The sequence below is a fragment of the Staphylococcus sp. GDX8P114P-2 genome, assembly GCF_017892945.1.
In the GTDB taxonomy this organism is placed as follows: domain Bacteria; phylum Bacillota; class Bacilli; order Staphylococcales; family Staphylococcaceae; genus Staphylococcus; species Staphylococcus arlettae.
This window is the reverse complement of record NZ_JAESMB010000027.1, coordinates 28,873-53,213: the sequence shown is the minus strand read 5'-3', so window position 1 is coordinate 53,213 and position 24,341 is coordinate 28,873. Positions and strand designations below refer to the sequence as shown.

The window sequence follows — 24,341 nt, the reverse complement described above, 5'->3', positions numbered from 1 at the left end:
CATTCTAAGGGTTCAGCGCCAATCATCACCTAAGGTTTGTTTACGTTGTGCGAGAAGCTCCTAGACGGCACCTCTCTTTTTATCTTTATAATTAATCTACTGGTTCTTTTTCAATTTCGATTAATAAATCTCCTGTTTCAATAGCATCGCCACTTTGCACTGTTATCTTACGGACTACACCTTCAAATGGAGCTTGAATTGTTGTTTCCATTTTCATAGCTTCAGTAATTAACAATGCTTGGCCACTTTTAACAGATTCGCCTTCTTTAGTCTTAACTTCAGTGACTGATCCAGGCATTTGAGCACCAATATGATTTGGATTTAATTTATCTGCCTTTGGTTTAACACTTGCATTCGCTTTTACATTTTCATCTTGAATGTAAATACGACGTGCTTGACCGTTCATATCGAAAAATATCGTTCTAACACCTTTATCATCTGGCTCTGTAATAGCTTTTAACGTAATAATTAGACGTTTACCCGTATCAATCTCAATTTCAACAGTTTCATTGTGTCGCATTCCAAAGAAGAATGTTGGAGTATCTAGTATCGAAACATTACCAAATTGTTCTCTTGTCTGTATATATTGTTCATATACTTTAGGGTACAACACATAACTAATGATGTCTTGTTCTGTGACATCTTTAAGTTGTAATTGCTCTAGCTCTTGTCTTACTTGTTCAAAATCAACTGATGGTAAATATTCACCCGGTCTATCTGTGAGTGGTTGTTGGCCTTTTAAAATTACTTTCTGTAATTTTTCATTAAATCCACCAACAGGTTGACCTATTTCACCTTTAAAGAACGACACTACAGATTCTGGGAAATCAAGTTTATGTCCATCTTTAATAACTGAGTCTTCGTCTAAGTCATTTTGAACCATATACAATGCCATGTCTCCGACAACCTTAGATGATGGCGTTACTTTCACAATATCACCAAATAAGAAGTTCACTCGTCGATACATGTCTTTCACTTCATTATAGCGATTTCCTAATCCTAAACTTTTAGCTTGTTGATGTAAATTAGAATATTGACCACCAGGCATTTCATGTTTATATATTTCAGTATTTGGTGATTTGATATCACTCTCAAAGTCACTATAATACTGTCTGACAGTTCCCCAATAATGTGATAATGTCTCCAATCCATCAATGTCAGCACGCATATTTCTATCGAAGCCATTAAGTGCATAGTAAAGTGAGTTAGCACTTGGTTGACTCGTTAAGCCACTCATCGTCGCAACAGCCGTGTCAATAACATCTACACCAGCGTCAATTGCTTGTTTATAGATTAATATGCCGTTACCACTTGTATCATGTGTGTGTAAATGAATTGGTAAATTCACAGCTGCTTTTAATTCACTTACTAATTCGAACGCTGCTTTCGGTTTTAATAAACCTGCCATATCTTTAATTGCTAAAATATGGAAACCTTCACGCTCTAAAGTTTTGGCTAAATTCACATAGTAATCAATTGTATAAATATTAGAACGTTCAGGATTTAAAATATCGCCTGTATAACAAATCGTACCTTCAGAAATTTTACCTGCTTCCTGCACGGCTTCGTTTGCTACCTTCATTTGATCTACCCAATTAAGTGAGTCAAATATACGGAAAACATCTATGCCCGCTTCAGCACTTTCCTTCACAAACTTTTTGATGACATTATCTGGATAGTTTTTATATCCTACAGCATTTGATGCACGTAACAACATTTGGAATAACACATTAGGAATTGCCTTACGTAGACGTTCTAATCGTTCCCAAGGACTTTCTTTTAGGAAATTATAAGCTACATCAAATGTTGCGCCGCCCCACATCTCAAGAGAAAAATTATCTTGCATCACTTGTGACGTTTTAGAGGCTATATTCATCATATCCTTCGTACGTACACGTGTTGCTAGTAATGATTGATGTGCATCTCTAAATGTTGTATCAGTGATTAAAACATCATCTTGTTCTTTCAACCATTTCGTAACTCCTGCTGGCCCTTCTTTATCTAAAATCTGTTTAGTACCAGAAAGTTGACTTATCGTTTTACCATCTACTCGAGGAATCGGTGATGCTTCATATTCTGGTTTCGGTCTTTTATCAACATTTGGGAAACCATTAATAGTCACATTTCCAATATATTCTAACGTTTTAGTACCTCGGTCTCTTGTAGGCTCAATGTTAAATAATTCTGGCGTATTTTCAATAAATTTTGTTGTATAGTCACCACTAATGAATTGTGGATTACGCATTACATTGATAAGGAAAGGTATGTTTGTTTTAACACCACGAATTCTCATTTCTTGTAACGAGCGGTCCATCTTCTCTTGGGCTTGTTTGAAATTCATACCATGCGTAGATAGTTTAACTAGTAAAGAATCATAATATGGTGAAATTTCTGCACCTTGGAAGCCATCACCAGCATCTAAACGTACGCCAAACCCACCGCTTGATCGATAAGCAATTATACGTCCTGTATCTGGCATGAAATCATTTGTTGGGTCTTCAGTAGTGATACGACATTGCACAGCATAACCTAAAGTTTGTATTTCTTCTTGTTGTGGCATCGCTATACTGTCACTGAATAATGATGCACCATCAGCTACTAAAATTTGTGTTTTAACAATATCAACACCAGTAATCATTTCAGTAATAGTATGTTCTACTTGAACTCGTGGATTCACTTCAATAAAGTAATATTCATTGCCTGAAACTAAAAACTCTACAGTACCTGCATTCACATATTTTATTTTGCGTGATAAATCTAATGCTGCTTCACAAATTTCTTCTCTTAATGCATCTGGTAGTGCAACTGAAGGTGCGACTTCCACTACTTTTTGATGACGTCGTTGTACAGAACAGTCACGTTCATACAAATGTACAATATTACCGTGTTCATCACCCATAATTTGTACTTCAATATGTTTAGGATTATCTATATATTTTTCAATATAAACTTCACTATTACCAAATGATTTTTCAGCTTCAGATTTCGCTCTGTAAAAAGCATCTTCTAATTCATCGTTACTTCTAACTATACGCATCCCTTTACCGCCACCACCACTTGTGGCTTTAATCATCAATGGGTAGCCTGCTTCATTAGCAAAATCTTGTGCAGCTTCATAGCTTTCTATTGGGCCATCCGTACCAGGTATAACTGGTAAATCTGCTTTTATTGCTGTTTCTCTTGCTTTAACTTTATCTCCAAACATATCTAAGTGTTCAAGATGTGGACCAATAAATTTAATCCCTTCTTCAGCACAACGTTTGGCAAATGTTTCATTCTCACTTAAAAAGCCATATCCTGGATGTATAGCATCTACATTTGCACGTTTAGCAACATCTATAATACGTTCAATATTTAAATAACTATCCGCAGGGCCTAGATCTTCTCCCACTAAGTAAGACTCATCTGCTTTATATCTATGTAAAGAACCTTTATCTTCATTTGAATAAATTGCAACAGTCGAAATATCTAATTCTGTCGCTGCCCTAAAAATACGTATTGCAATTTCCCCACGATTGGCTACTAGTAATTTATTTATATTCCTCAAATCATGGTCCCCCTTAAAATTTTGAATTTTCTAAATAATTAGATACATTATATTATATCAAAATACGAACTTTGTATACAGTGATTAAAATTGATAATGCAAATTTCCGTTTATTTATACACCTAAAATTCACTGTAGAGACACTTGGCTATAACCTAAATCATGCCATAAAACGTATATTTGTCGTATCTCTAATCATATTATCACATTTTAAAAATTAAAAAAAGTTATTACTATTGATAACAAAAACTTATCACTATATGCAAATAAGCTAAGCAATTATAATTTTTCTAGAGATAGAAAAACAAACTTTACAGGCAGTTTACCTTGTAAAGTTTGTTTTATGTTAATCACCGTTGTCTATTAGTAAACGGATTATTTTGTTGTTGCTTTTTAAGACGCTGCTCATCAATTTTAATTTGTTTAGCAGTAATCAGCAATAAGCCCATAGCAATACTCAAACTAATCATTGAAGAGCCACCAAAACTCAAGAATGGTAATGGTACACCGGTTAATGGAATAGTTCCTGAAATACCACCCAAATTAACGAAAGTCTGGCTACCAATATAACTTGCTACACCGACACAGACAAGTTTATAGAAATAAGAGCTTGTTTTATTAGCTAGTTCAAACGCTCGATAAACAATAAAGAATAACAAGCAAATGACAAACAAGCCGCCTATTAAACCAAGTTCCTCACAAATAATCGCAAAGATAAAATCAGTGTGTGGTTCAGGTAGATAACCAAGTTTCATTATACTGTTACCAAGTCCTCTACCAAACAATCCTCCATTACCTATTGCCAATAACGAATTGGCAATATGATAACCAGTACCTTCTTCAGTACTAAATGGATTTGCTAGCGTACTGAAACGAGCAGTTAAATAGTCCGGTACTAATCCTAATAATAGTAATAACGAACCGATGATCACCGCTCCAACTAAAATAGTTAATATGTACTTAATGGACTTCTGAACACCAATACCAGCATAAAATAAAATAGCGAAAAAGATAATTAAAATAAGCAATGTTTGTCCCACATCTCGTTGTAAAAAGACGAGACCAATACAAAAACCTGCCAAAATAATAGGTGAGGTTAATAGTTTAGGTTGAGTAAAGACACGTGGTCGCTTTTTTTCTATCATATATGGTATATATAAAATGATACCAATTTTTAACAGTTCGGATGCTTGTAAATTCATAAATCCTAAATTTATCCAACTTTTAGAACCATTAATATTGCTTCCCACTACTAATGTGGCTAATAACAAAATTACTAAAAGCGCCATCATCCATTTTTGAAATCGAGTGGTAGCTAAAAATTTAACATTCAGGAAAAAAGCCATGAAAAAGACAATACATAAACTCATGATGACATACATCAGTTGACGTGTATAAAAGTAAGTTCCTGAAACTGGGTTACCACCTGTTAATGAACCTTTTGTGGCTGCCACCATACTAGCACTGTAAACCATAACTAACCCGATTAAACACAGTAATAAATATGTAACAACTAACGGATAATCGATATATCGCGCATATTTACCTACTTGTCGAAATAGTTGCTTTATGTTTTTCATTTACATTTCATCCAATTCTAATATTAATATCTTTTTTGTAACAGTTTAATCCATAAATCTTAATTGATTTCATTATTAACTGTGCATAATATGTATAACTTCTAAATTATATTTAAATTACACATTGTACATTATAGCAAATTTTATCCTATAGTTTCGAACAAAGTCATAGGGAATTTTAATTTATTTATAAAAAATAGCTAGAAAGCTCAATTGTAATATTGTCTCTCTAGCTAAAAAATTTGTTTATGTAGTTTTATTACTGTCATCAAACTCATTTTATAATCTGTCTATGAACAAACATTTAATTCTATTTATACATTATATTAAACATTGGTAAAAGCATCATGTAATTTTGAAAGTTCTTTTTCTAAACGTAACATGAGCGCTTTTCCTTCTTCTCTATCAATTAATCCTAATTGTGTTGCAAAATCGACTTCTTTTTGTAAGCCAAACATTTGAGTATCGAGTACTTCTTCGTATAATGGGCATTGAGGCAAAGTAAGATTATCCATTTGAACTTTAATCAATTGGAGAATTCTATCTGCATCTTTATTTAACTGGTCATATGCCGCACTATTTAAATTTTTACTCTTTACCATGACATACTCCCCCTATCAAATGTAACTTTATATTAAAATTCTATCTTACACAGATTTAAAAAGCAAGTTAATTTGGGTAATATACTTCGCCCTTTCATCTGTGGTAAAATTAAATTGTATTGTTTATGTTTATTACTTCGCTTTTTTACTTAACTTAAACAGGGCTAAAAAGTAGTAGGCATAACTATCAACTGGAATTTTGCTATTTAGTATTCATTATATCTTTAATAAAAATGTAATCATGATGTAATATTAATTCACAAAATAGTCATAATTTCACATTACTATTTATAGCTTTATTTAGCTTATAGTTGTGTCAACAATCGATAAATTTAACATAGGGAGCTGGGACAATGATACAAATTAAAGGTGCAGTAAAATTTCCAATTACATTAGATAGTACAACTTGGATTTTTGATGATCGTAAAGTCAAAATTGAAGATTTAGAAGCTGGTGTATTTGATGGTTCCAAACCCATTCAATTTAGTGATAACCGTGAATGGAATCGTGCCATTTTAGAAGGTCAAACAAATCCACCAACACTAAATTCTGAAATTAAATATAAAAAGAATGCTATGTTAGATGGTACATTCGTAATTAATATGGCGCCATTTTTTAAAAATGCAGAACCAAAACACGATGCTTCAAAAATTCGTTTATTTAATGATCAAGATGCTATTGAATTAGACATTGAATTATTACCATATTTATTTTTCAAATTTGCGCATGAAGGTAAACGTCTTTATACAGACAACGCCGTTAATAGTTTTATCTATACACCGGAAAATGGCTATTCACACCAATTTGACTATGTAACACATATTGAGGTGATTTAATAATGATTAAAGTACAGTGTATAATTTGTGATACAACTGTATTTATTGATGAGAACACTCTAGAAGCCAAACGTTTACGTAATGATCCGATGCACACATTTATGTGTGATGAATGTAAAAGTAGATTAGATCGCCCAAAACAGCGCCATCAATATACAACATTTAATCATCGATAACATAAAAATCCCAGTCCATGAATTTCATGGACTGGGATTTTTGTGTTACTCTTCATCTTGCATTAATTGTTTCACACGTTTTGCTTCTTTTTCACGAGCTGATTTTTCTAAGATTTTCTTTCTTAAACGTATGCTTTCAGGAGTAACCTCTACTAATTCATCGTCATTAATGAATTGCAATGCTTCTTCTAATGTTAAGACTCTTGGACGTTTCATTGTCACTGTTTGGTCTTTCGTTGCTGAACGTACGTTGGTTTGTTGTTTAACTTTAGTCACATTAACTGTTAAATCATTATCTCTATTATGTTCACCAACAATCATACCTTCATATACTTCAGTACCTGGTTCCATAAAGTTAGTACCACGGTCTTCTAAGCCCATAATTGCATATGCACTTGCTTGACCTTGATCCATTGAAACGAGCGCACCATTTCTTCTACCACCAATATAGCCTTTAATACGTGGTTTAAATTCTTCGAAAGTATGGTTAATAATACCATAACCACGCGTTTGTGACATAAATTCAGTAGTATATCCGATTAAGCCTCGAGCTGGTACCATAAAGATGATACGAGTTAAGCCATTGTCAGTTGTTGCCATGTCTAACATTTCACCTTTACGTTGACCTAAAGACTCAATAACGCCACCAGTATATTCTTGTGGCACTTCACATTGTACACGTTCGAATGGTTCACAAGTAACACCATCAATATCTTTTAAGATAACTTGTGGTTTAGAAACTTGTAATTCATAGCCTTCACGACGCATATTTTCAATTAATATTGATAAATGTAATTCTCCACGTCCTGCAACAATCCATGTATCAGGTGAATCAGTTTGCGTAACTTTCAATGATACATCTGTTTCTAATTGTTGATCTAAACGTTCTTGAATTTGACGTGCTGTTACAAAGTCACCTTCACGACCTGCAAACGGTGAATTATTTACTTTAAATGTCATTTCTAATGTTGGTTCATCGATTCGTAGTACTGGTAACGCTTCTTGATGATCATGCGGTGTTACTGTTTCACCAACGTTAATGTCTTCCATTCCTGATACAGCAATTAAATCACCAGCAACGGCTTCTTGAACTTCAACTCTGTTTAATCCAAAATAACCAAAGATTTTAGTTACACGGAAATTTTTAATTGTTCCATCTAATTTAATAAGTGAAACATTATCACCTACACGCATTGTTCCTCTAAACACACGTCCTACGCCAATACGTCCCACATAATCATTGTAATCTAATAATGCAATTTGGAATTGTAAAGGTTCTTCGCGATTATCTACTGGTGCTGGTACGTAATCAATAATTGTTTCGTATAATGACTGCATATTTTCATCTTGTTGCTCTGCATCTAAACTCGCTGTACCATTTACTGCTGCAGCATAAACCACTGGGAATTCTAGTTGCTCGTCTGAAGCTTCTAATTCGATAAATAGGTCTAATACTTCATCTACTACCGCTTCTGCTCTTGCAGATGGTTTATCTATTTTATTTACAACTACAACAGGTTTTAAATTTTGTTCTAGCGCTTTTTTCAACACAAAACGCGTTTGTGGCATCGTACCTTCATAAGCATCAACTACTAATACCACTCCATCTACCATTTTCATGATACGCTCAACTTCACCGCCAAAGTCAGCGTGTCCAGGAGTATCTAAAATATTAATACGTGTCCCTTTATAATCTACGGCAGTGTTTTTAGCTAGTATAGTAATACCACGTTCTCTTTCTATATCATTTGAATCCATCGCTCTTTCGTCTACATGTTCATTCTCACGAAAAATACCAGATTGTTTTAACAATTCATCTACTAAAGTTGTTTTACCATGGTCTACGTGTGCAATGATAGCTATATTACGAACATCTTCTCTAATTTGAGTCATTAATTATTTTCCTTTCTTGAGTAAATTCCCACTTTTAATTGCAACTTTTTTATTATATCATATAATTGGTTAAAGAAAACAATAAAGGTGTGGTCGGGATGCAACAAAAACAACAAAAATCTAAAGCAATTTTTTGGGTACTTTCAGTAGTAGCAATAGTATTCTTATTATTGTTTAGTTTCAGCTTAGCAGCTACAAATGTTCCACTGATGATTTTAACACTTATATTATTCATTGCAACATTTGGCGTTGGCTTTACGTTAAAAAAGAAATATCGTGAAAACGGCTGGTTATAATCAGTACTTTACTGTTTAATAGAAGAGAGCAAGGATTCGCAAATCACATTATGATGATTTGTAACCTTAGCTCTCTATTTTTATTTTTGCTGCATACGCTCATGTAAAACAGTAATCGTGTCTTGATGATAATTAAAATAAGAAGTTAATAATTCATTGTGTAATTGTTTATTTGCTATCACGATGGAATTTGCAGATGTAATAGATAAAGTAGCTCCTCCTAAATTAGAAGCAACCCCATTGACTTCATGGAGAATAATTAGTCCTCCAGCAAAATCCCACGGTTGTAGTCTTGGTGTAATATACGCAGCAAGTTTACCCGTAGCAACATAAATAATTTCTAAAGCTGCAGAGCCATATGCTCTTGCACTGCGCGCATCTTCTACTATTGGTTTAAACATTTCACCTAATTTAGGTTTAGTTAACCAGTTGGGATTTATAGCAATAATACTTTGTTTTAATTGTGTATCCTTTATGCTCGGTAATAGCGTCTCATTTTCAAATGCGCCTTCACCTACTTTTGCATGATATAACACATCATTCATCACATCATAAACAAAACCTGCATACGGTTGACCATCTTGGAAAATGCCGATTGAAATAGCAAAATTTTCACCTTGATGCACAAAATTAAGCGTACCATCAATAGGATCAACAACCCATACTACGCCTGATGTATCTACTAAATCATGTCCGTGACCTTCTTCACCTATAACAGCATGATTAGGATAAGTTTGCATGATATTATCATAAATATAATGTTCAGTTGCCTTATCAACATTCGTAACTAAATCATTAGGATTGGATTTGGTCTCAATTTCAAGATCTTGATCCATAATCTTCCTAACGTTATTGCCTGCTTCTAATATCAAGCCTTTTGCAAATTCGTATACAGTCATCATATCATCTCCTACCTTGCTTCATATTATACAGTAAATACACTATTAAACTCGACTATAAACTTTAAAACCCTAAAATTTCTCAAGGAATGCTTTAGTGGTATACATACACTTTTATTTTTGTCTAATTAATAACAATCTATGCATAACTATATTTTTTCAGTCGAAATTTATGCTACAATACCATCAAATAGACTGCTATTAGGAGGTCAACATGACAAAATATACTTTTAAACCCAAAGACTTTAAAACTTTTTCAATTCCAGGTTTAGACGCACGTATGTCAGCCTTAGATGATAATATAAGACCACAATTGCATGAATTAGGAGATTATTTCTCTCAATTTCTTGAAACTGCCACAGGAGAAACTTTTTATCCACATGTGGCCAAACATGCAAGACGTGTTGTCAATCCACCAAAAGACACGTGGGTAGCATTCGCTACTAATAAACGTGGTTATAAAATGCAACCACATTTTCAAATCGGACTTTTTGAGTCACAATTATTTGTGATGTACGGTATTATGCACGAAGCCAAAGACAAAGGACAACAAGTAGCTGTCTTCGAAAATAATATGGATGCTTTAAAACAATTACCGGCTGATTATAGTATTAGCTTGGATCATATGACTCAAGAAAAAACATACATCAAAGATATGGATGATGCTAGTATTCAAGAAGCAATAGAACGAGTTAAAAATGTGAAAAAAGGTGAATTTTTTGTTGCTCGCACACTTGAACCAAATGCGAGTGAGTTAAAGTCCGACAAAGCCTTTTTAACATTTCTAGAAGATACATTTACTCAGTTATTACAATTTTATAAATTTTAATATTACATAATGAAAAACGCCAAGTGCTTCACCACTTGGCGTTTTCTTGTTAGTAAATATAAGGATCATTCTTTTTATCTTTCAACTCTTCCTCGGGGTTCCATGAATTCTCTTTAGTAAACTGACCCCTCGTTCCATCATTTTTATTTTTTTTCTTTGTAAATAAGCGAATTGCCACAATAAGCCATAAAACCATAGCAACTAAATTAGAAACAAACAAACTTATAATTGCAACAACTATAAATAAACTTGCCGCTAAAACTCTATTAGCTTTCATAATCAATGTTGCAATGATGGCAATAATACTAACTATCACCAGTGCCACTACTTGGATAATGTAACTCATATACATCATATCCGTAGATATAGTTTGTCCTTGTTGCTGTGTTATTTCATCAAACATGGCTTGAAATTCTTGGGTATTAGACTTCAATAAGAACAATCCAAAAATAACAATTATCACATATAAAATACTTAAACCATTAGCTATCCAAGCCATAATTTTTTCAGCTTTTAATTTCATTCTTATTCATCCTTTCTCTCGTTTTAATATTATCAAATTTTTAGAAAATCCCAAACATGTACGATTTATTCGAGTTGTAAAAAATACCGAAATTGTTTTCAATGACAACATAAAATAGCTACTTACATAAGATAATGTAAGTAGCTATTTTTAAGAGTAATTAAATTATTTTTCCTTTTCATCTTGCTGAGTATCTTCAGCTTGATTATCAACATCTTGTGATGTCACTTTTTTACGTTCTTCATAGTTCATTCTACGTTGTGCCACTGCACTTGGTTGTTGTTTGCGTTTTTCTTTAATACGTTTTTTAAGTTCTTTCTTTTCTTCTTTAATACGAGATTTTTCCTCTGCCTTTTCCTGTTTTAATCTTTGGGCTTCTTCTGCTTTCTCTTGTTTTATGCGAGCCTTTTCTTCCGCTTCCTGCTGTTTACGACGCTCTTCTTCGGCTTGTTGACGTTGCATTTCTTCTTGTTTTTTCTGTTCTTCTTGAGATACATAATCGTCATTACCTTCACCGTAGACACTGCTTACTTGACCAAAATCATCATCATGCGTATTATCATCTTTTTTCTTTTTGTAATTATATTTAGCTTGTCTAGATAATACTTGAGGTTCTTCGTCAGCTATATCAGCATTCACTTGTCGAGCTACTTCTGAACTATATCCACCACGACGTAATGAGTTTTTCTCTGTATCTGCTTCGACGTCTTCAACAGGTTCACTGTGTTGTTCTTCTGGTTCTGGCTCTGGTTCAACTGTCGTCTCTTGTTGAACTCTACCGTTTCTGCGTTTTTTAGCAGGTTCATACACGTCATCTTCATAGTCATCATCGTAACCATAATAAGCCGGTATAGCTTCTACTTTCTCTTTTCTTGCAAACATCATAATCGATACGATTAAAAATAATACAGGAATAATTAGTGTTACAAATAATAGCACTAATGGCAAAGTAATGAGTGTAGCAATTAAAAACAAGAAACCAGATAACATTCTAATATTCATTGAAATAAGTGCTAAAAATGAAATCAACAAACATACAATTAAAAAGACAATTACAGCCCATATACCATTTTGTAACCAAATAACTGCTTGTGTTGTTGTCATACTATTATTCGCTAAAATTTGTTGTATGAATTGATTACCATTCAATGAAGTTTCTAAGTTTTGGATGGACGTTTCACTGCTAAATGAAACTAAGGCGACAAACATAGTAGCAATTGTTAAGAGTAATAAAAATACCCAACTTAACCAACCTAATACTTTTTCTGCCAACCTACTCACAGGACGTCTAACTTGCATATATTGCTCTCCTGACATGTATCTACAACTCCTTATATTACTAGTCAAATCATTATATCGAAAACAAATGAAAATAACTACTAACTTTCTTTATTTTAATAACATTTTAAAATTCAAGAATTTTTCGTTATATTCACTAAGTGTTTTCTGTCCTAAATCTTCATAAACTTCCAAACGCTCTTGGGTAGTACGATTAGGATAAAAACGTTGATCATCGCTAATTTCTTCGGGTAATGCTTCTCGAGCTTGTTTGTTAGGTGTTGCATAACCTACCCATTCAGTATTTTGCTTACTTACTTTTTTATCTAACAGGAAATTCATAAATTTATAAGCTCCTGCTTTATTTTGTGCTGTTTTAGGAATGGCCATATTATCGAACCACAAATTCGACCCTTCTTTAGGGACTACGTAATTAAAATCTGGATTATTTTGAATAATAGGTGCTGCAACACCACTCCATACAACCGCAATGTTTACTTCATGTTGTTCTAACATCATAGTTACTTCATCACCAACTACCCCTCTAATTTGAGGAGCTAATTGTGTTAAATCTTGTTCTGCTTGTCGTAAATGTTGAGGATTCTTATCATTTAAACTATAACCTAATTTGTTTAAAGATAATCCTATAATTTCCCGTGCACCATCAACCAATAAAATATCTTCCTCATATTTTGGGTTGTACAAACTTTCCCATGAAGTAAAATTATCATTAGGATATGCCTTGGTATTATATATAATACCCACAGTACCAAAGAAATATGGTACAGAATATTGATTTTTTGGATCAAATGGCATATCCATATAATGTTTATCAAGATTTTTAATGTTTGGTATTTTTGAATGGTCAATTGGTAATAATAATTTTTCTCTAGTCATTTTTTGCACAGTATAGTCACTTGGGAACACAACATCATAATTTGTTCCGCCATTACGTATTTTAGCTTCCATTGCTTCATTGGAATCAAATGTTTCATAGACTACTTGTATTCCTGTCTGTTGTTCAAATTGTTTAATTAATGCAGGATCGATATATTCTCCCCAGTTATAAACATTAATTTTTTCAGTCTTTTTAGTTGTATCTCCTGTAGTCAATTCATGACTAATATATAGGGCTAATAGACCAACGAATAAAGCAGTAAATATTAATTGTAACACATATTTCACGATTCCATACCTCGCTTTCGATGATGATTACGTGTCACTATATTTTGAACAGTGTAATAACCTATAACCCCAACTATAATAATTACGAAGAGCAAGGTAGAGATAGCGTTAATTTCCATACTAATGCCCTTTCTTGCCATGGCATAGACTTCAACTGATAATACACTAAAACCATTACCTGTTACAAAAAAACTTACTGTAAAATCATCTAAGGAGTACGTTAATGCCATAAAAAAACCTGCTAAAATACCAGGAAATAACTGTGGTAACATCACTTTGCTTAACACTTGATAATCAGTAGCACCTAAATCTCTAGCTGCACGAATCATATTACTATTCATTTCGTATAGTCTTGGTAGCACTATAATTACTACGATTGGTATACAAAATGCGATATGAGAAATTAACACAGTAGTAAAACCTAATCCTAACCCTGTAAAGTGCCCTATTGTCGTAAACATGATTAAAAATGAAGCGCCAATTACGACATCAGAAGATACCATCAAGACATTATTCAAAGTCAATAAGGAAACTTTTAATTGCTTATTTCTCAAATGGTATAAACCAATCGCCCCCATCGTACCAATAACAGTAGAGATAGCAGCAGCAATTAAAGCAATTGCTATTGTATTAAAAATTACAGATAGCAGTTTATTATTGTGAAACAAAGTTTGATAATGTTCTAAGGTAAACCCTTCAAAATGGATCATATTGCCGGCAGAATTAAATGAATACACCATCAAAAATATAATAGGTATGTATAAAATGCCTATTAAAATACCAATATATAACTTGCCGTACCATTTCATATGATTCACTCTTTTCTTTCTGAAGATTTTTTATTTGTCATAACTAATATTAAAGCCATAAACACGAGCAAACCGATAGCTATCGTCGAACCCATACCGTAATTTTGAATTACTAAAAATTGCTCTTCAATTGATGTACCAATGTTAATGACTTTGTTACCTGCAATTAATCGTGTAATCATAAACAAAGATAAAGCAGGAATAAACGTAACTTGTACCCCTGTAAGAATACCTTGCTTAGTTAACGGTAGAATTACTTTTGTAAATCTAACTATCGGGCTAGCTCCTAAATCACTAGCAGCTTGTAAAATATTAGTTGGTATATCTTTCATACTATTGAAAATAGGTAAAATCATAAATGGAATGTAAATATAACTTGCTACAATTAAGAAAGCAGGTGCAGTAAATAAGAGATCTGCTTTAGGTAAATGTAAAAAAGTTAATATTTGATTGATAATACCATCATGACTGAATAATCCTATAAATGCATAAGTCTTAAGAAGTAAATTTATCCAAGTTGGAATAATTAAAATTAGCAGCCATAAGTTTTGCCATTTGGAACCACGTATAAAATAGGCAGCAGGATAACTAATAGCTAACGTAATGAGTGTTATTAGTGAAGCGTACAAAATAGACTCCCAAAACATTATAAGATAACGTGAAGACAAAATTTGTTGATAATTGGTCAAACTAAAATGACCATCTAAATCTACAAATGAAAAATACACAAGTAATAATATAGGGACAATAATAAACAGTAACATCCATAAAATATATGGTACAAACAACCAACGACTTATATTACGCATGTGTTGAGTCCTCATAGCTATCGATACGTTTATCAAATTCAGCTTCACTTTCTCCTGGCACCATAATATGTATCGCTTCAGGTTCAAAATACAAGCCTACTTTAGCACCAAGTTCGGCCTTTTTAGTTGAATGAATAACCCATTCATAACCCTTTCTATCTATACAACAAATTTCATAATGTACACCTCTAAATAACATTGAATCAACTGTCACTTCAAACAAGCCTTGTTCGAGAGATGATAAAATTATATCTTCTGGGCGAATTACAACTTCTACTTGTCTATCAGGTGTAATCCCCATATCTACACAATCAAAATTCTGGCCATAAATATTTACTACATAATCTTGTACCATTGTTCCCGGAATAATATTAGATTCCCCAATAAAATCAGCAACAAAACGGTTTACGGGTTCATCATATATATCAGTCGGCGTCCCAAATTGTTGAATTTTACCATCTTTCATAACAAATATATAATCACTCAATGCCAATGCTTCTTCCTGATCATGTGTCACGAAAACAAAAGTAATGCCTAAGCGAGCTTGAATATCTCTCAACTCATATTGCATTTGAGTACGCAGTTTTAAATCCAATGCTGATAATGATTCATCTAACAATAAAATTTCAGGTTCATTTACAATTGCACGCGCGATTGCAACACGTTGTTGTTGTCCACCACTCATATCTGCAATATTCTTTTGTTCATAACCTGTTAACTTTACTAAAGCTAATACTTCTTTTACTTTTTGAGCAATGGTTTGTTTGTCTTTTTTCTTAACTCGTAAGCCAAAAGCAACATTTTCAAAAACATTTAAATGCGGAAACAATGCATAATCTTGAAATACCGTATTCACTTTTCGCTTATTTGGAGGTAGCGCTGTTATAGCTTGATTTTGATAGATTATAGTACCGTCATCAGGTTGTTCAAATCCAGCAATCAGTTTTAAAATTGTTGTTTTACCACAACCTGAAGGTCCTAGTAAAGTATAAAAATGTCCTGATTCAATTTGTAAATCTATTCCATCCAATATTTTTTCGTCATTATAAGCTTTACTAACAGATTGAAATGATAATAAAGGGTTCACTTACTTTCCTCCTCAAATAATAGAAAGGAGCTGGTTAGAAAACAAACAACATTACTTTGCTTTCATATAACCGCCCCTACATAGAGACTTTATTTTACTTTATAGTGCTAAGTTGTCACTCATTATAAATAGTTTAAGTTTAATGTCACATTCATTTATATACTGCATGGCTCAATTTATAAGACACATTATTTACTATATACCATTCTGTTATAGGTTATGTCCCATGTTGCATCTATCAGTAGTAAGATAATATTTTTGAGTATTAGCTGTGTCATTATTAGCAAATTAAAAAAGCTATATTTTGGTCTATTTTATAACGCATTTATGTAACGCTTTATAAAAATACCAAAATATAGCTCTTAAGACAATAGTTATTTCGTGTTGTCACTAACAAACTGTTGATCAGTTGCTGTTTGAGCGTGTTTTACAGCATGATAACTACTGTAGCCACTACTTTGTTCAAAACTTTTAAATATTTGTTTTTCCTCAGCTTTACCAGGAACAATTTTTTTAAATTGTTGATATCTCGCTAAGAGTGTTTCTCGTTGTACTTTATTTTCATAAAATGCTTCTACTGCATTAAAAAAAGACACTACTGTCATCATTTCATCATTTGACCAATCTAAATCAATAGGATATTCATATTCCATGTAATCACCACTTTATTTTTAATATAAAAAGAGCGGGATAGTAACCAAATTATATTAATTTGATTCCATAGTCCCGCCCCAAATAGTTAATACGTTTCTAAAGCTAATAACACCTTAATAAATATTAACGTTAATTACATTGTATGAATTGGTAATCCTAATGCTTTTTCAGCAGCTTCCATAGACATTTCACCTAATGTTGGGTGAGCATGTATTGTTAATGATAAGTCTTCAGCATTCATACCAGATTCAATTGCTAAACCTAATTCAGAAATGATATCAGAAGCGCCAGTACCTACTACTTGTGCACCTACTAATGTATCATCTTCTTTTAATGTTAATAATTTAACAAATCCAGTTGTATCATCTAATGATAACGCACGACCATTTGCTGCATAAGGGAATTTTGAAGCTTTAACTTCTAAGCCTTCATCTTTTGCTTGTTGTTCAGTGTAACCTACTTGTGCTAGTTCTGGCTCAGTGAAACATACAGCAGGCATACCGATGTAGTCTACTTCAGAAGCTTCACCTGAAATAACTTCAGCTGCTACTTTTGCTTCATAACTTGCTTTATGTGCAAGTGGTAAACCAGGTACGATATCACCAATTGCAAAGATATTACTAATTGATGTACGGCTTTGTTTGTCTACTTCAATTAATCCGCGGTCCGCGAATTTAACACCTAGCTCTTCTAATCCAAGCTCATCAGTGTTTGGACGACGACCTACAGTTACTAAAACAAAGTCAGCTTCGATTGTTTGCTCTTCGCCTTTAGCTTCATAAGTAACAGTTACGCCATTTTCTGTTTCTTCAGCAGATTTAGCCATCGCTTCAGTAACGATTTCTACACCTTTTTCTTTCATACCTTTTTTAACAGGTTGAGTCATTTGTTTTTCGAAACCGCCTAAGATGTCTTTTGCACCTTCTAAGATTGTAACTTCTGAACCGAAGTTAGCAAAAGCAGTTCCTAATTCAGAACCAATATAACCGCCACCAACAACAACAAGTTTGCCTGGTACTTCTTGTAAGTTTAAAGCACCTGTTGAATCAATAACACGGTTACCAAATTTAAAGTTAGGAATTTCAATAGGTCTTGATCCAGTAGCAATAATTGCATTTTTGAAATTATAAGTTTGTGCACTCTTTTCGTCCATAACACGTAAACTGTTGTTATCTACGAAGTAAGCTTCACCTTTAACAATTTCAACTTTGTTACCTTTTAATAGACCTTCAACACCACCAGTTAATTTTTTAACAACTGATTGTTTGAATTCTTGAACTTTATCAAATTTAAGTGATACGCCTTCAGCAATAACACCTAAATTTTCTGATTTTTGAACTTCATCATAACGGTGTGAAGCATGTAACAATGCTTTAGAAGGAATACAACCAACGTTTAAACAAACGCCGCCTAATTCGCCTTTTTCTACGATTGTCACTTTTTGACCTAATTGTGCTGCACGAATTGCTGCAACGTAACCCCCTGGTCCTGCTCCAATGACTATAGTATCTGTTTCAATTGGGAAATCTCCAACTACCATGTTTTACCCCTCCATTAATAATAATTCTGGATTATTTAATAATCGTTTAATATGGTTCATTGCGTTTTGTCCTGTTGCACCATCAATTTGTCTATGGTCAAAACTTAATGATAATGACAATACTGGTGCTGCAACAATTTCGCCATCTTTTACGATAGGTTTTTGTGCAATACGGCCAATACCTAAAATTGCAACTTCTGGGTGATTGATAACTGGTGTGAACCATTGTCCACCAGCTGAACCGATATTACTAATTGTACATGTAGCACCTTTCATTTCATCTGGTGCTAATTTACCATCACGTGCTTTAACAGCAAGTTCATTAATTTCATCTGAAATAGCGAACATTGATTTACGGTCAGCATTTTTAACAACTGGTACAAGTAAACCTCTATCAGTGTCAGCTGCGATACCGATGTTCCAATAATGTTTGTGTACAATTTCGCCAGCTTCTTCATTAAATGAAGTATTTAATGCTGGGTATTTCTTAAGTGCTGAAACTAATGCTTTAACTACATAAGGTAAGAAAGTTAATTTAGTACCTTGTTCAGCTGCAACTTCTTTGAATTTTTTACGGTGATCCCATAATTCTTGAACATCAATTTCATCCATTAATGTTACGTGTGGTGCAGTGTGTTTAGAATTAACCATTGCTTTTGCGATAGCTTTACGCATAGCAGGGATTTTTTCAGTTGTTTCTGGGAACTCACCTTCTGTTGATACTGCAGTTGATTGTCCTGAAGTTGATGTTGCTTCAGTTGTTTCTTGAGCAGCACTTTCGTTAGAAGCTTGTGTATCACCACTTAAGTGTGCATCAATGTCTTCTTTCGTTACGCGACCGTTTTTACCTGAAGCAGAAACGGCTTTAATGTTAACGCCTTTTTCACGCGCATATTTACGTACTGAAGGCATAGCTTTAACACGTTTACTTTCATCTACATCTTCATCAGATGAAGCAGATGCTACTGGTGCTTCTTCTTTGCTTTCTTCTTCAGCAGGTGCTGATTCTTCAGATGAATCTTCGTCGCTACCTTTAAATTGCATCTCTTCTGCATCAGGTGCGTCGATTTTAACAATCGTATCACCTACGACTGCTACAGTTCCTTCATCAACAAGAACCTCTTCAATAGTCCCACTAACAGGAGACGGAATTTCTACAACTGATTTGTCGTTTTGTACTTCAGCTAAAACGTCATCTTCTTCGATTTGATCTCCAGCTTTTACAAACCATTTTACGATTTCGCCTTCGTGGATACCTTCACCAATATCGGGTAATTTAAATTCAAATGCCACGTTATTATCCTCCTAAGATTTCATTTTAAGTTTTCTTATGATAAATGTGACTAAGCTGTATCTATAGCTTAGCACAAATTATATTAATCTCAGAACGAAGTAGTAATTAAATTAACTTATCTACTTCGTCTCTAAGTAATAATTAAAATTCTAAAGTTGCCTTAGCTTTTTCAATGATATCGTTTTTATTTGGTAACCAAACATTTTCCGCTTGTGTGAATGGATATACAGTATCTGCTGCAGCTACTCGAGCAATAGGTGCTTCTAATGATAAGATAACACGTTCTGCTAATTCAGATGCTACTGTAGCACCAACACCAGCTTGACGTTGAGCTTCTTGAACTACAACTGCGCGTCCTGTTTTTTCAACTGAAGCTACTAATGTTTCGATATCGATAGGTTGTACAGTACGTAAGTCAATAACTTCTACTGAATAACCTTCTTTTTCTAATTCTTCTGCTGCTTTTAATGATTCTTGAACCATTGCACCATAAGCAATTAAAGTAATATCGTTACCTTCTTGTTTTACGCTAGCTTTGCCGATATCAATTGTGTATTCTTCTTCCGGTACTTCATCACGGAATGAACGATATAATTTCATGTGTTCTAAATAAACAATTGGGTCATTACTTCTAATAGCAGAAATTAATAATCCTTTAGCGTCATATGGATTTGATGGGATAACCACTTTTAATCCTGGTGATTGAGCTAAAATACCTTCTAAGTTATCTGCGTGCAATTCTGGTGTATGTACACCACCACCAAAAGGTGCACGAATTGTTACTGGTGCTTGTTTTGAGTTACCTGAACGGAAACGGTGACGTGCGATTTGACCTGCTACTGAATCGAACACTTCAAATACGAAACCTAAGAATTGGATTTCCATAACAGGACGGTATCCTTCTAATGTTAAGCCTAATGCTAAACCGCCGATACCTGATTCTGCTAATGGTGTGTCGAATACACGGTCTTCACCAAATTCTTTTTGTAACCCTTCAGTTACACGGAAAACACCACCGTTAACACCAACGTCTTCACCGAAAAGTAAAACGTTCTCGTCGTTTTGTAATTCAGTTTTAAGCGCATTATTAATCGCTTGTACCATTGTCATTTGTGCCATGGGTTACTTCGACTCCTTCTCTTGATAAATTTCGTACTGCTCTACTAAGTTTTGTGGCATTTCATCATACATGTTATCCATTAAATCAGTAACAGTTTGTTTGTCAGTGTTGTCAGCTTCTTTAATAGCTGTTTTAATTTCTGCTTTCGCACGTTCAATTACTTCATTTTCTTTTTCTTCAGACCATAATTCTTTGTTTTCTAAGAATTTTCTAAAACGTACTAATGGATCCTTTTTCTCCCATTCAGAATCTTCATCAGAAGTACGGTATTTAGTTGGGTCGTCACCAGCCATTGTATGTGGACCATAACGATAAGTCACTGTTTCGATTAACGTTGGCCCTTCGCCATTAACTGCGCGATCACGAGCTTCTTTAGTTGCTTGGTATACTGCTAAAGCATCCATACCATCTACTTGAATTCCAGGAATACCTACTGAAATTGCTTTTTGCGCTAAAGTAACTGCTGCTGTTTGTTTACTACGTGGTGTTGAAATAGCATAGTTGTTATTTTGGATTACAAAAATTGCTGGCGCTTTGTATGCAGAAGCAAAGTTGATACCTTCGTAGAAGTCACCTTGTGATGAACCACCGTCACCAGTATAAGTAATTACTACCGCTTGTTTACCGCGTTTTTTAATACCTAGTGCAACACCAGCTGTTTGTACATATTGTGCACCAATAATGATTTGTGGGCTTAGTGCGTTAACGCCTTCTGGGAATTGGTTACCTTTAAAGTGTCCTCTTGAGAATAAGAACGCTTCTGTTAATGGTAAACCATGCCAAATTAACTGAGGTACGTCACGATAACCTGGTAAAATATAATCTTCTTTTTCTAAAGCGTATTGTGAAGCAAGTTGTGAAGCTTCTTGTCCTGCTGTTGGAGCATAGAAACCTAAACGTCCTTGTCTATTTAAAGAAATAGAACGTTGATCAAGAATACGTGTCCAAACCATTCTCTCCATTAATTCAACTAACTCTTCGTCTGATAAGTCTGGTACTAAATCGTTATTAACAACATTACCGTCTTCATCCAATATTTGAATCATTTCAAATTGAGATTGAGTATCATTCAATACTTTCTCTGCATCGAATTGGGCCTTTAACTTCTGAGCCATTCAATTCACCATACCTTTCCCGTATAATAGAAATTCATTTTATCCTCTCACATTGTATCACATATCTGTTATACTGTTAAACAATTTAAAAAAGTTCTGTTGCAATAGAAAGAGGTACAGTTTTGTAACTGTACTAATAAAACAGTTGCAACTGTACCACTATTTATTGGAGTAAATTATGCGACAAATGTAAACGCAATCATATTATTGATATATATACCATAACATGTTGGATTATTAAATTAAATTATCTACATCTTTCTTTTCTTCATCTACTTTTTTCATTGCTTTGGAATATGCTTTAAATTGTTTGTCCATTTCTTTATAAGATTTAGAAACTTCTTTTGATTTTTCGTCAATCTTACTTTGTTCAATTTGATCGCCAGACATATATTTAAACATATCTTCCTCTTTATCTAACACATTATTGTATGCTTCAGCGTACTTTTCATGTGCTTGATATTTGGCTTTCAAAGCATCATCTAATTGTTGAACTTCTTCTTGTTTTTTATTATTACCGATATTTTCTATATGCTTGCCAGCTTTTTTATAATCTTCTTCTGATTTATTAATTGCCTCTACTTCTTTTTTAAATGTTGATTTACGTTCTTTGACATTATCTAAGATTTTACTTGCAGTCTTATTCACTTTTTGTTCATCATTACCATTTATATCTTTTACTAATTTTTGTTTTTGCTGTTCTAACTCATTAAGTTTTTTACCCGTACTTGAAATAGACTTTTCTTCGTCAAATGCTTTTTGAATTTGTTCATTATAATTCTTCATTTCACCTTTATCTGTTGTACATCCAGCTAAAAAAACTGCCGATGCTAATGTGACTACAATACCATGTTTAAATTTCATTTTGAGCTTAAACCTCCTCATATGTGTGTGCTATATTATATAATATTATAGTATAAATCAAATAGATTACTGTATTATACTAATATATATTTGGTATAGTTTGAATTAAGGAAGGTGTAATAACAATGTTAACAATGAAAGATATTATTAGAGATGGACATCCCACGCTACGTGAAAAAGCGCAAGAAGTGTCATTACCTCTATCAGAAGAAGACCGCAATACATTATTAGCTATGCGCGAATTTTTAATTAATAGTCAAGATGAGGAATTAGCTAATAAATACGGATTACGTTCGGGTGTTGGTTTAGCTGCCCCACAAATCAACTTATCTAAAAGAATGATTGCTGTGTACTTACCAGATGACGGTGAAGGCAATTCATATGATTTAATGTTAGTTAATCCAAAAATAATGAGTCATAGTGTACAAGAAGCATACTTACCAACTGGTGAAGGTTGTTTAAGTGTTGATGAAGATATCCCTGGATTAGTACATCGTAAAAACCGCATTACTGTTAAAGCTACAGACATTGACGGTAAAGAAGTAAAATTACGTCTTAAAGGTTATCCTGCAATCGTAGTACAACACGAGATTGACCATATTAATGGTGTGATGTTTTACGATCATATCGATGCACAGCACCCATTACAGCCGAAAGCAGATGCAGTGGAATTGTAATAAAACAGGCTGGCGCAGTAATGCACCAGCCTAAAATAATATGTTTATAGTTCAACGCTTTTAAACTAAAAACTGCTATTTGTACATGACAATAAACTTTCAATTGTCAGTATACATATGCTTTACATAAAGTCATCGCGTCTTTCATTGTATGGAATGTGTAAATTATCTAATTCTCTTTTTACACTATTTAAAGATTGAATATCTAAAAATTCAGGGTCGTGATTGTGTTTAACAAAGAAGTGATTTTCATTTTGTGTATTAATAATCTCGTCGTAATTAAAGAACATTATTACTTGCTCCGTCCGCACTTCAAAAGTAGCACCTTTAAATATTTTATCATTTCTATTTTTTTCCTTTTTTACATCTTCAATTATTCTTGTCACCTGATCCATAATAATCACCTAAATCCATTTCTCAAATTTACTTTACTTGTTCACTCTCTAATTCCATTTCCTTTATACTGTAATCATAAAGAATTACAACTTAATGCTCAAGTACAATTTAATATAAAAACTGAAATTTCAAAATATTTGTCTATTCTCTCCTAAGTATTCTAGTTTTTCATATTTATAAATTTTTAGCATTCGCTATTAGTATTGAGATATTAACTGTTTAGAATACAGTAAATGCAATGACTTACAATAAATTTAAGTCATTAGATTTTACACTAACACGCAAAGTTAAATTTATTATTCATATCGTGATACAATATCATTATTATGAAA

23 protein-coding genes are annotated in these 24,341 nt (G+C 33.3%); 5 read left to right on the top strand and 18 right to left on the bottom strand.

Annotated features, from left to right (window positions below; all coding sequences use genetic code 11):
- Positions 1–91 precede the first annotated feature (91 nt).
- From KA845_RS12380 to KA845_RS12370, 3 genes are all read right to left on the bottom strand, one after another.
- On the bottom strand, positions 92–3,547 hold the full coding sequence (locus KA845_RS12380; RefSeq protein ID WP_021459039.1) for a pyruvate carboxylase: 3,456 nt from the start codon (positions 3,545–3,547) through the stop codon (positions 92–94).
- A gap of 350 nt (positions 3,548–3,897) precedes the next feature.
- Entirely contained in the window at positions 3,898–5,127 is a 1,230-nt protein-coding gene (gene ftsW, locus KA845_RS12375; protein WP_021459040.1) for a cell division peptidoglycan polymerase FtsW, read from the bottom strand.
- A 326-nt stretch (positions 5,128–5,453) separates the two neighbouring features.
- The gene (locus tag KA845_RS12370; protein ID WP_002510820.1) at positions 5,454–5,729 is read right to left on the bottom strand and encodes an Fpa/YlaN family protein; all 276 of its coding nucleotides are present in this window, start codon (positions 5,727–5,729) and stop codon (positions 5,454–5,456) included.
- Positions 5,730–6,082: 353 nt separating this feature from the next.
- Between KA845_RS12370 and KA845_RS12365 the strand changes: the two genes are divergently transcribed.
- Together KA845_RS12365 and KA845_RS12360 are read left to right on the top strand one after the other, a co-directional pair.
- Positions 6,083–6,565 carry a hypothetical protein gene (locus KA845_RS12365; RefSeq protein ID WP_021459041.1) on the top strand — a complete coding sequence of 161 codons (483 nt, stop codon included), beginning with the start codon at positions 6,083–6,085 and terminating at the stop codon, positions 6,563–6,565.
- A gap of 2 nt (positions 6,566–6,567) precedes the next feature.
- Entirely contained in the window at positions 6,568–6,741 is a 174-nt protein-coding gene (locus tag KA845_RS12360) for a DUF2197 domain-containing protein (RefSeq protein ID WP_002510822.1), read from the top strand.
- 45 nt (positions 6,742–6,786) lie between these two features.
- Here the strand turns inward: KA845_RS12360 and typA are convergent, their stop codons facing one another.
- Positions 6,787–8,634: a translational GTPase TypA gene (gene typA, locus KA845_RS12355; RefSeq protein ID WP_002510823.1), complete on the bottom strand. Its 1,848-nt coding sequence runs from the start codon at positions 8,632–8,634 to the stop codon at positions 6,787–6,789.
- 98 nt (positions 8,635–8,732) lie between these two features.
- Here typA and KA845_RS12350 point away from each other — a divergent pair, with 98 nt between their 5' ends.
- Positions 8,733–8,930: a DUF5325 family protein gene (locus KA845_RS12350; protein ID WP_002510824.1), complete on the top strand. Its 198-nt coding sequence runs from the start codon at positions 8,733–8,735 to the stop codon at positions 8,928–8,930.
- Positions 8,931–9,010: 80 nt separating this feature from the next.
- On the opposite strand, the gene KA845_RS12345 is transcribed toward KA845_RS12350, so the two are convergent.
- Positions 9,011–9,829: an inositol monophosphatase family protein gene (locus KA845_RS12345; RefSeq protein WP_210128152.1), complete on the bottom strand. Its 819-nt coding sequence runs from the start codon at positions 9,827–9,829 to the stop codon at positions 9,011–9,013.
- A gap of 214 nt (positions 9,830–10,043) precedes the next feature.
- Between KA845_RS12345 and KA845_RS12340 the strand changes: the two genes are divergently transcribed.
- The gene (locus KA845_RS12340) at positions 10,044–10,658 is read left to right on the top strand and encodes a YktB family protein (RefSeq protein WP_002510826.1); all 615 of its coding nucleotides are present in this window, start codon (positions 10,044–10,046) and stop codon (positions 10,656–10,658) included.
- Positions 10,659–10,707: 49 nt separating this feature from the next.
- Here the strand turns inward: KA845_RS12340 and KA845_RS12335 are convergent, their stop codons facing one another.
- From KA845_RS12335 to KA845_RS12280, 12 genes are all read right to left on the bottom strand, one after another.
- Positions 10,708–11,181: a DUF4064 domain-containing protein gene (locus KA845_RS12335; RefSeq protein WP_002510827.1), complete on the bottom strand. Its 474-nt coding sequence runs from the start codon at positions 11,179–11,181 to the stop codon at positions 10,708–10,710.
- Between the two features lie 165 nt (positions 11,182–11,346).
- Positions 11,347–12,498 (bottom strand): lipoteichoic acid stability factor AuxB, encoded by a 1,152-nt coding sequence (gene auxB / locus KA845_RS12330; protein ID WP_021459043.1) that lies wholly within the window; start codon positions 12,496–12,498, stop codon positions 11,347–11,349.
- A gap of 72 nt (positions 12,499–12,570) precedes the next feature.
- On the bottom strand, positions 12,571–13,644 hold the full coding sequence (locus tag KA845_RS12325) for an ABC transporter substrate-binding protein (RefSeq protein WP_210128150.1): 1,074 nt from the start codon (positions 13,642–13,644) through the stop codon (positions 12,571–12,573).
- Positions 13,641–14,453, bottom strand: coding sequence for an ABC transporter permease (locus tag KA845_RS12320; protein WP_210128149.1), 813 nt, complete (start codon positions 14,451–14,453; stop codon positions 13,641–13,643). Before KA845_RS12320 ends, KA845_RS12325 begins: the two co-directional genes overlap by 4 nt.
- 5 nt (positions 14,454–14,458) lie before the next feature.
- Positions 14,459–15,262: an ABC transporter permease gene (locus tag KA845_RS12315; RefSeq protein ID WP_002510831.1), complete on the bottom strand. Its 804-nt coding sequence runs from the start codon at positions 15,260–15,262 to the stop codon at positions 14,459–14,461.
- Positions 15,255–16,349 carry an ABC transporter ATP-binding protein gene (locus KA845_RS12310; protein WP_210128147.1) on the bottom strand — a complete coding sequence of 365 codons (1,095 nt, stop codon included), beginning with the start codon at positions 16,347–16,349 and terminating at the stop codon, positions 15,255–15,257. The genes KA845_RS12315 and KA845_RS12310 overlap by 8 nt, the downstream gene beginning before the upstream one ends.
- Positions 16,350–16,723: 374 nt before the next feature.
- Entirely contained in the window at positions 16,724–17,002 is a 279-nt protein-coding gene (locus tag KA845_RS12305; RefSeq protein ID WP_002510833.1) for a UPF0223 family protein, read from the bottom strand.
- Positions 17,003–17,136: 134 nt separating this feature from the next.
- Positions 17,137–18,543 (bottom strand): dihydrolipoyl dehydrogenase, encoded by a 1,407-nt coding sequence (lpdA, locus tag KA845_RS12300; protein WP_210128145.1) that lies wholly within the window; start codon positions 18,541–18,543, stop codon positions 17,137–17,139.
- A 3-nt stretch (positions 18,544–18,546) separates the two neighbouring features.
- Entirely contained in the window at positions 18,547–19,836 is a 1,290-nt protein-coding gene (locus KA845_RS12295) for a dihydrolipoamide acetyltransferase family protein (RefSeq protein ID WP_103388156.1), read from the bottom strand.
- Between the two features lie 142 nt (positions 19,837–19,978).
- Positions 19,979–20,956: an alpha-ketoacid dehydrogenase subunit beta gene (locus tag KA845_RS12290; protein WP_210128143.1), complete on the bottom strand. Its 978-nt coding sequence runs from the start codon at positions 20,954–20,956 to the stop codon at positions 19,979–19,981.
- A gap of 3 nt (positions 20,957–20,959) precedes the next feature.
- Positions 20,960–22,072: a pyruvate dehydrogenase (acetyl-transferring) E1 component subunit alpha gene (gene pdhA, locus KA845_RS12285; protein WP_210128142.1), complete on the bottom strand. Its 1,113-nt coding sequence runs from the start codon at positions 22,070–22,072 to the stop codon at positions 20,960–20,962.
- A 237-nt stretch (positions 22,073–22,309) separates the two neighbouring features.
- The gene (locus KA845_RS12280) at positions 22,310–22,936 is read right to left on the bottom strand and encodes a YkyA family protein (RefSeq protein WP_002510838.1); all 627 of its coding nucleotides are present in this window, start codon (positions 22,934–22,936) and stop codon (positions 22,310–22,312) included.
- 125 nt (positions 22,937–23,061) lie between these two features.
- Here KA845_RS12280 and def point away from each other — a divergent pair, with 125 nt between their 5' ends.
- Entirely contained in the window at positions 23,062–23,613 is a 552-nt protein-coding gene (def, locus tag KA845_RS12275; protein ID WP_210128141.1) for a peptide deformylase, read from the top strand.
- Between the two features lie 122 nt (positions 23,614–23,735).
- Here def and KA845_RS12270 read toward each other — a convergent pair whose 3' ends face one another.
- Positions 23,736–24,008 (bottom strand): hypothetical protein, encoded by a 273-nt coding sequence (locus KA845_RS12270; RefSeq protein ID WP_103388154.1) that lies wholly within the window; start codon positions 24,006–24,008, stop codon positions 23,736–23,738.
- Between the last annotated feature and the right edge of the window lie 333 nt (positions 24,009–24,341).

Excerpts from the sequence above, each read along its gene's own strand:
- KA845_RS12365 (WP_021459041.1), top strand. The coding sequence starts at position 6,083 with ATGATACAAATTAAAGGTGCAGTAAAATTTCCAATTACATTAGATAGT.
- typA (WP_002510823.1), bottom strand. The coding sequence starts at position 8,634 with ATGACTCAAATTAGAGAAGATGTTCGTAATATAGCTATCATTGCACAC.
- KA845_RS12335 (WP_002510827.1), bottom strand. The coding sequence starts at position 11,181 with ATGAAATTAAAAGCTGAAAAAATTATGGCTTGGATAGCTAATGGTTTA.
- ftsW (WP_021459040.1), bottom strand. The coding sequence starts at position 5,127 with ATGAAAAACATAAAGCAACTATTTCGACAAGTAGGTAAATATGCGCGA.
- def (WP_210128141.1), top strand. The coding sequence starts at position 23,062 with ATGTTAACAATGAAAGATATTATTAGAGATGGACATCCCACGCTACGT.
- KA845_RS12290 (WP_210128143.1), bottom strand. The coding sequence starts at position 20,956 with ATGGCACAAATGACAATGGTACAAGCGATTAATAATGCGCTTAAAACT.
- KA845_RS12280 (WP_002510838.1), bottom strand. The coding sequence starts at position 22,936 with ATGAAATTTAAACATGGTATTGTAGTCACATTAGCATCGGCAGTTTTT.
- KA845_RS12360 (WP_002510822.1), top strand. The coding sequence starts at position 6,568 with ATGATTAAAGTACAGTGTATAATTTGTGATACAACTGTATTTATTGAT.
- pdhA (WP_210128142.1), bottom strand. The coding sequence starts at position 22,072 with ATGGCTCAGAAGTTAAAGGCCCAATTCGATGCAGAGAAAGTATTGAAT.
- KA845_RS12315 (WP_002510831.1), bottom strand. The coding sequence starts at position 15,262 with ATGCGTAATATAAGTCGTTGGTTGTTTGTACCATATATTTTATGGATG.
- KA845_RS12320 (WP_210128149.1), bottom strand. The coding sequence starts at position 14,453 with ATGAAATGGTACGGCAAGTTATATATTGGTATTTTAATAGGCATTTTA.
- KA845_RS12370 (WP_002510820.1), bottom strand. The coding sequence starts at position 5,729 with ATGGTAAAGAGTAAAAATTTAAATAGTGCGGCATATGACCAGTTAAAT.
- KA845_RS12345 (WP_210128152.1), bottom strand. The coding sequence starts at position 9,829 with ATGACTGTATACGAATTTGCAAAAGGCTTGATATTAGAAGCAGGCAAT.
- lpdA (WP_210128145.1), bottom strand. The coding sequence starts at position 18,543 with ATGGTAGTTGGAGATTTCCCAATTGAAACAGATACTATAGTCATTGGA.
- KA845_RS12340 (WP_002510826.1), top strand. The coding sequence starts at position 10,044 with ATGACAAAATATACTTTTAAACCCAAAGACTTTAAAACTTTTTCAATT.
- auxB (WP_021459043.1), bottom strand. The coding sequence starts at position 12,498 with ATGTCAGGAGAGCAATATATGCAAGTTAGACGTCCTGTGAGTAGGTTG.
- KA845_RS12305 (WP_002510833.1), bottom strand. The coding sequence starts at position 17,002 with ATGGAATATGAATATCCTATTGATTTAGATTGGTCAAATGATGAAATG.
- KA845_RS12350 (WP_002510824.1), top strand. The coding sequence starts at position 8,733 with ATGCAACAAAAACAACAAAAATCTAAAGCAATTTTTTGGGTACTTTCA.
- KA845_RS12270 (WP_103388154.1), bottom strand. The coding sequence starts at position 24,008 with ATGGATCAGGTGACAAGAATAATTGAAGATGTAAAAAAGGAAAAAAAT.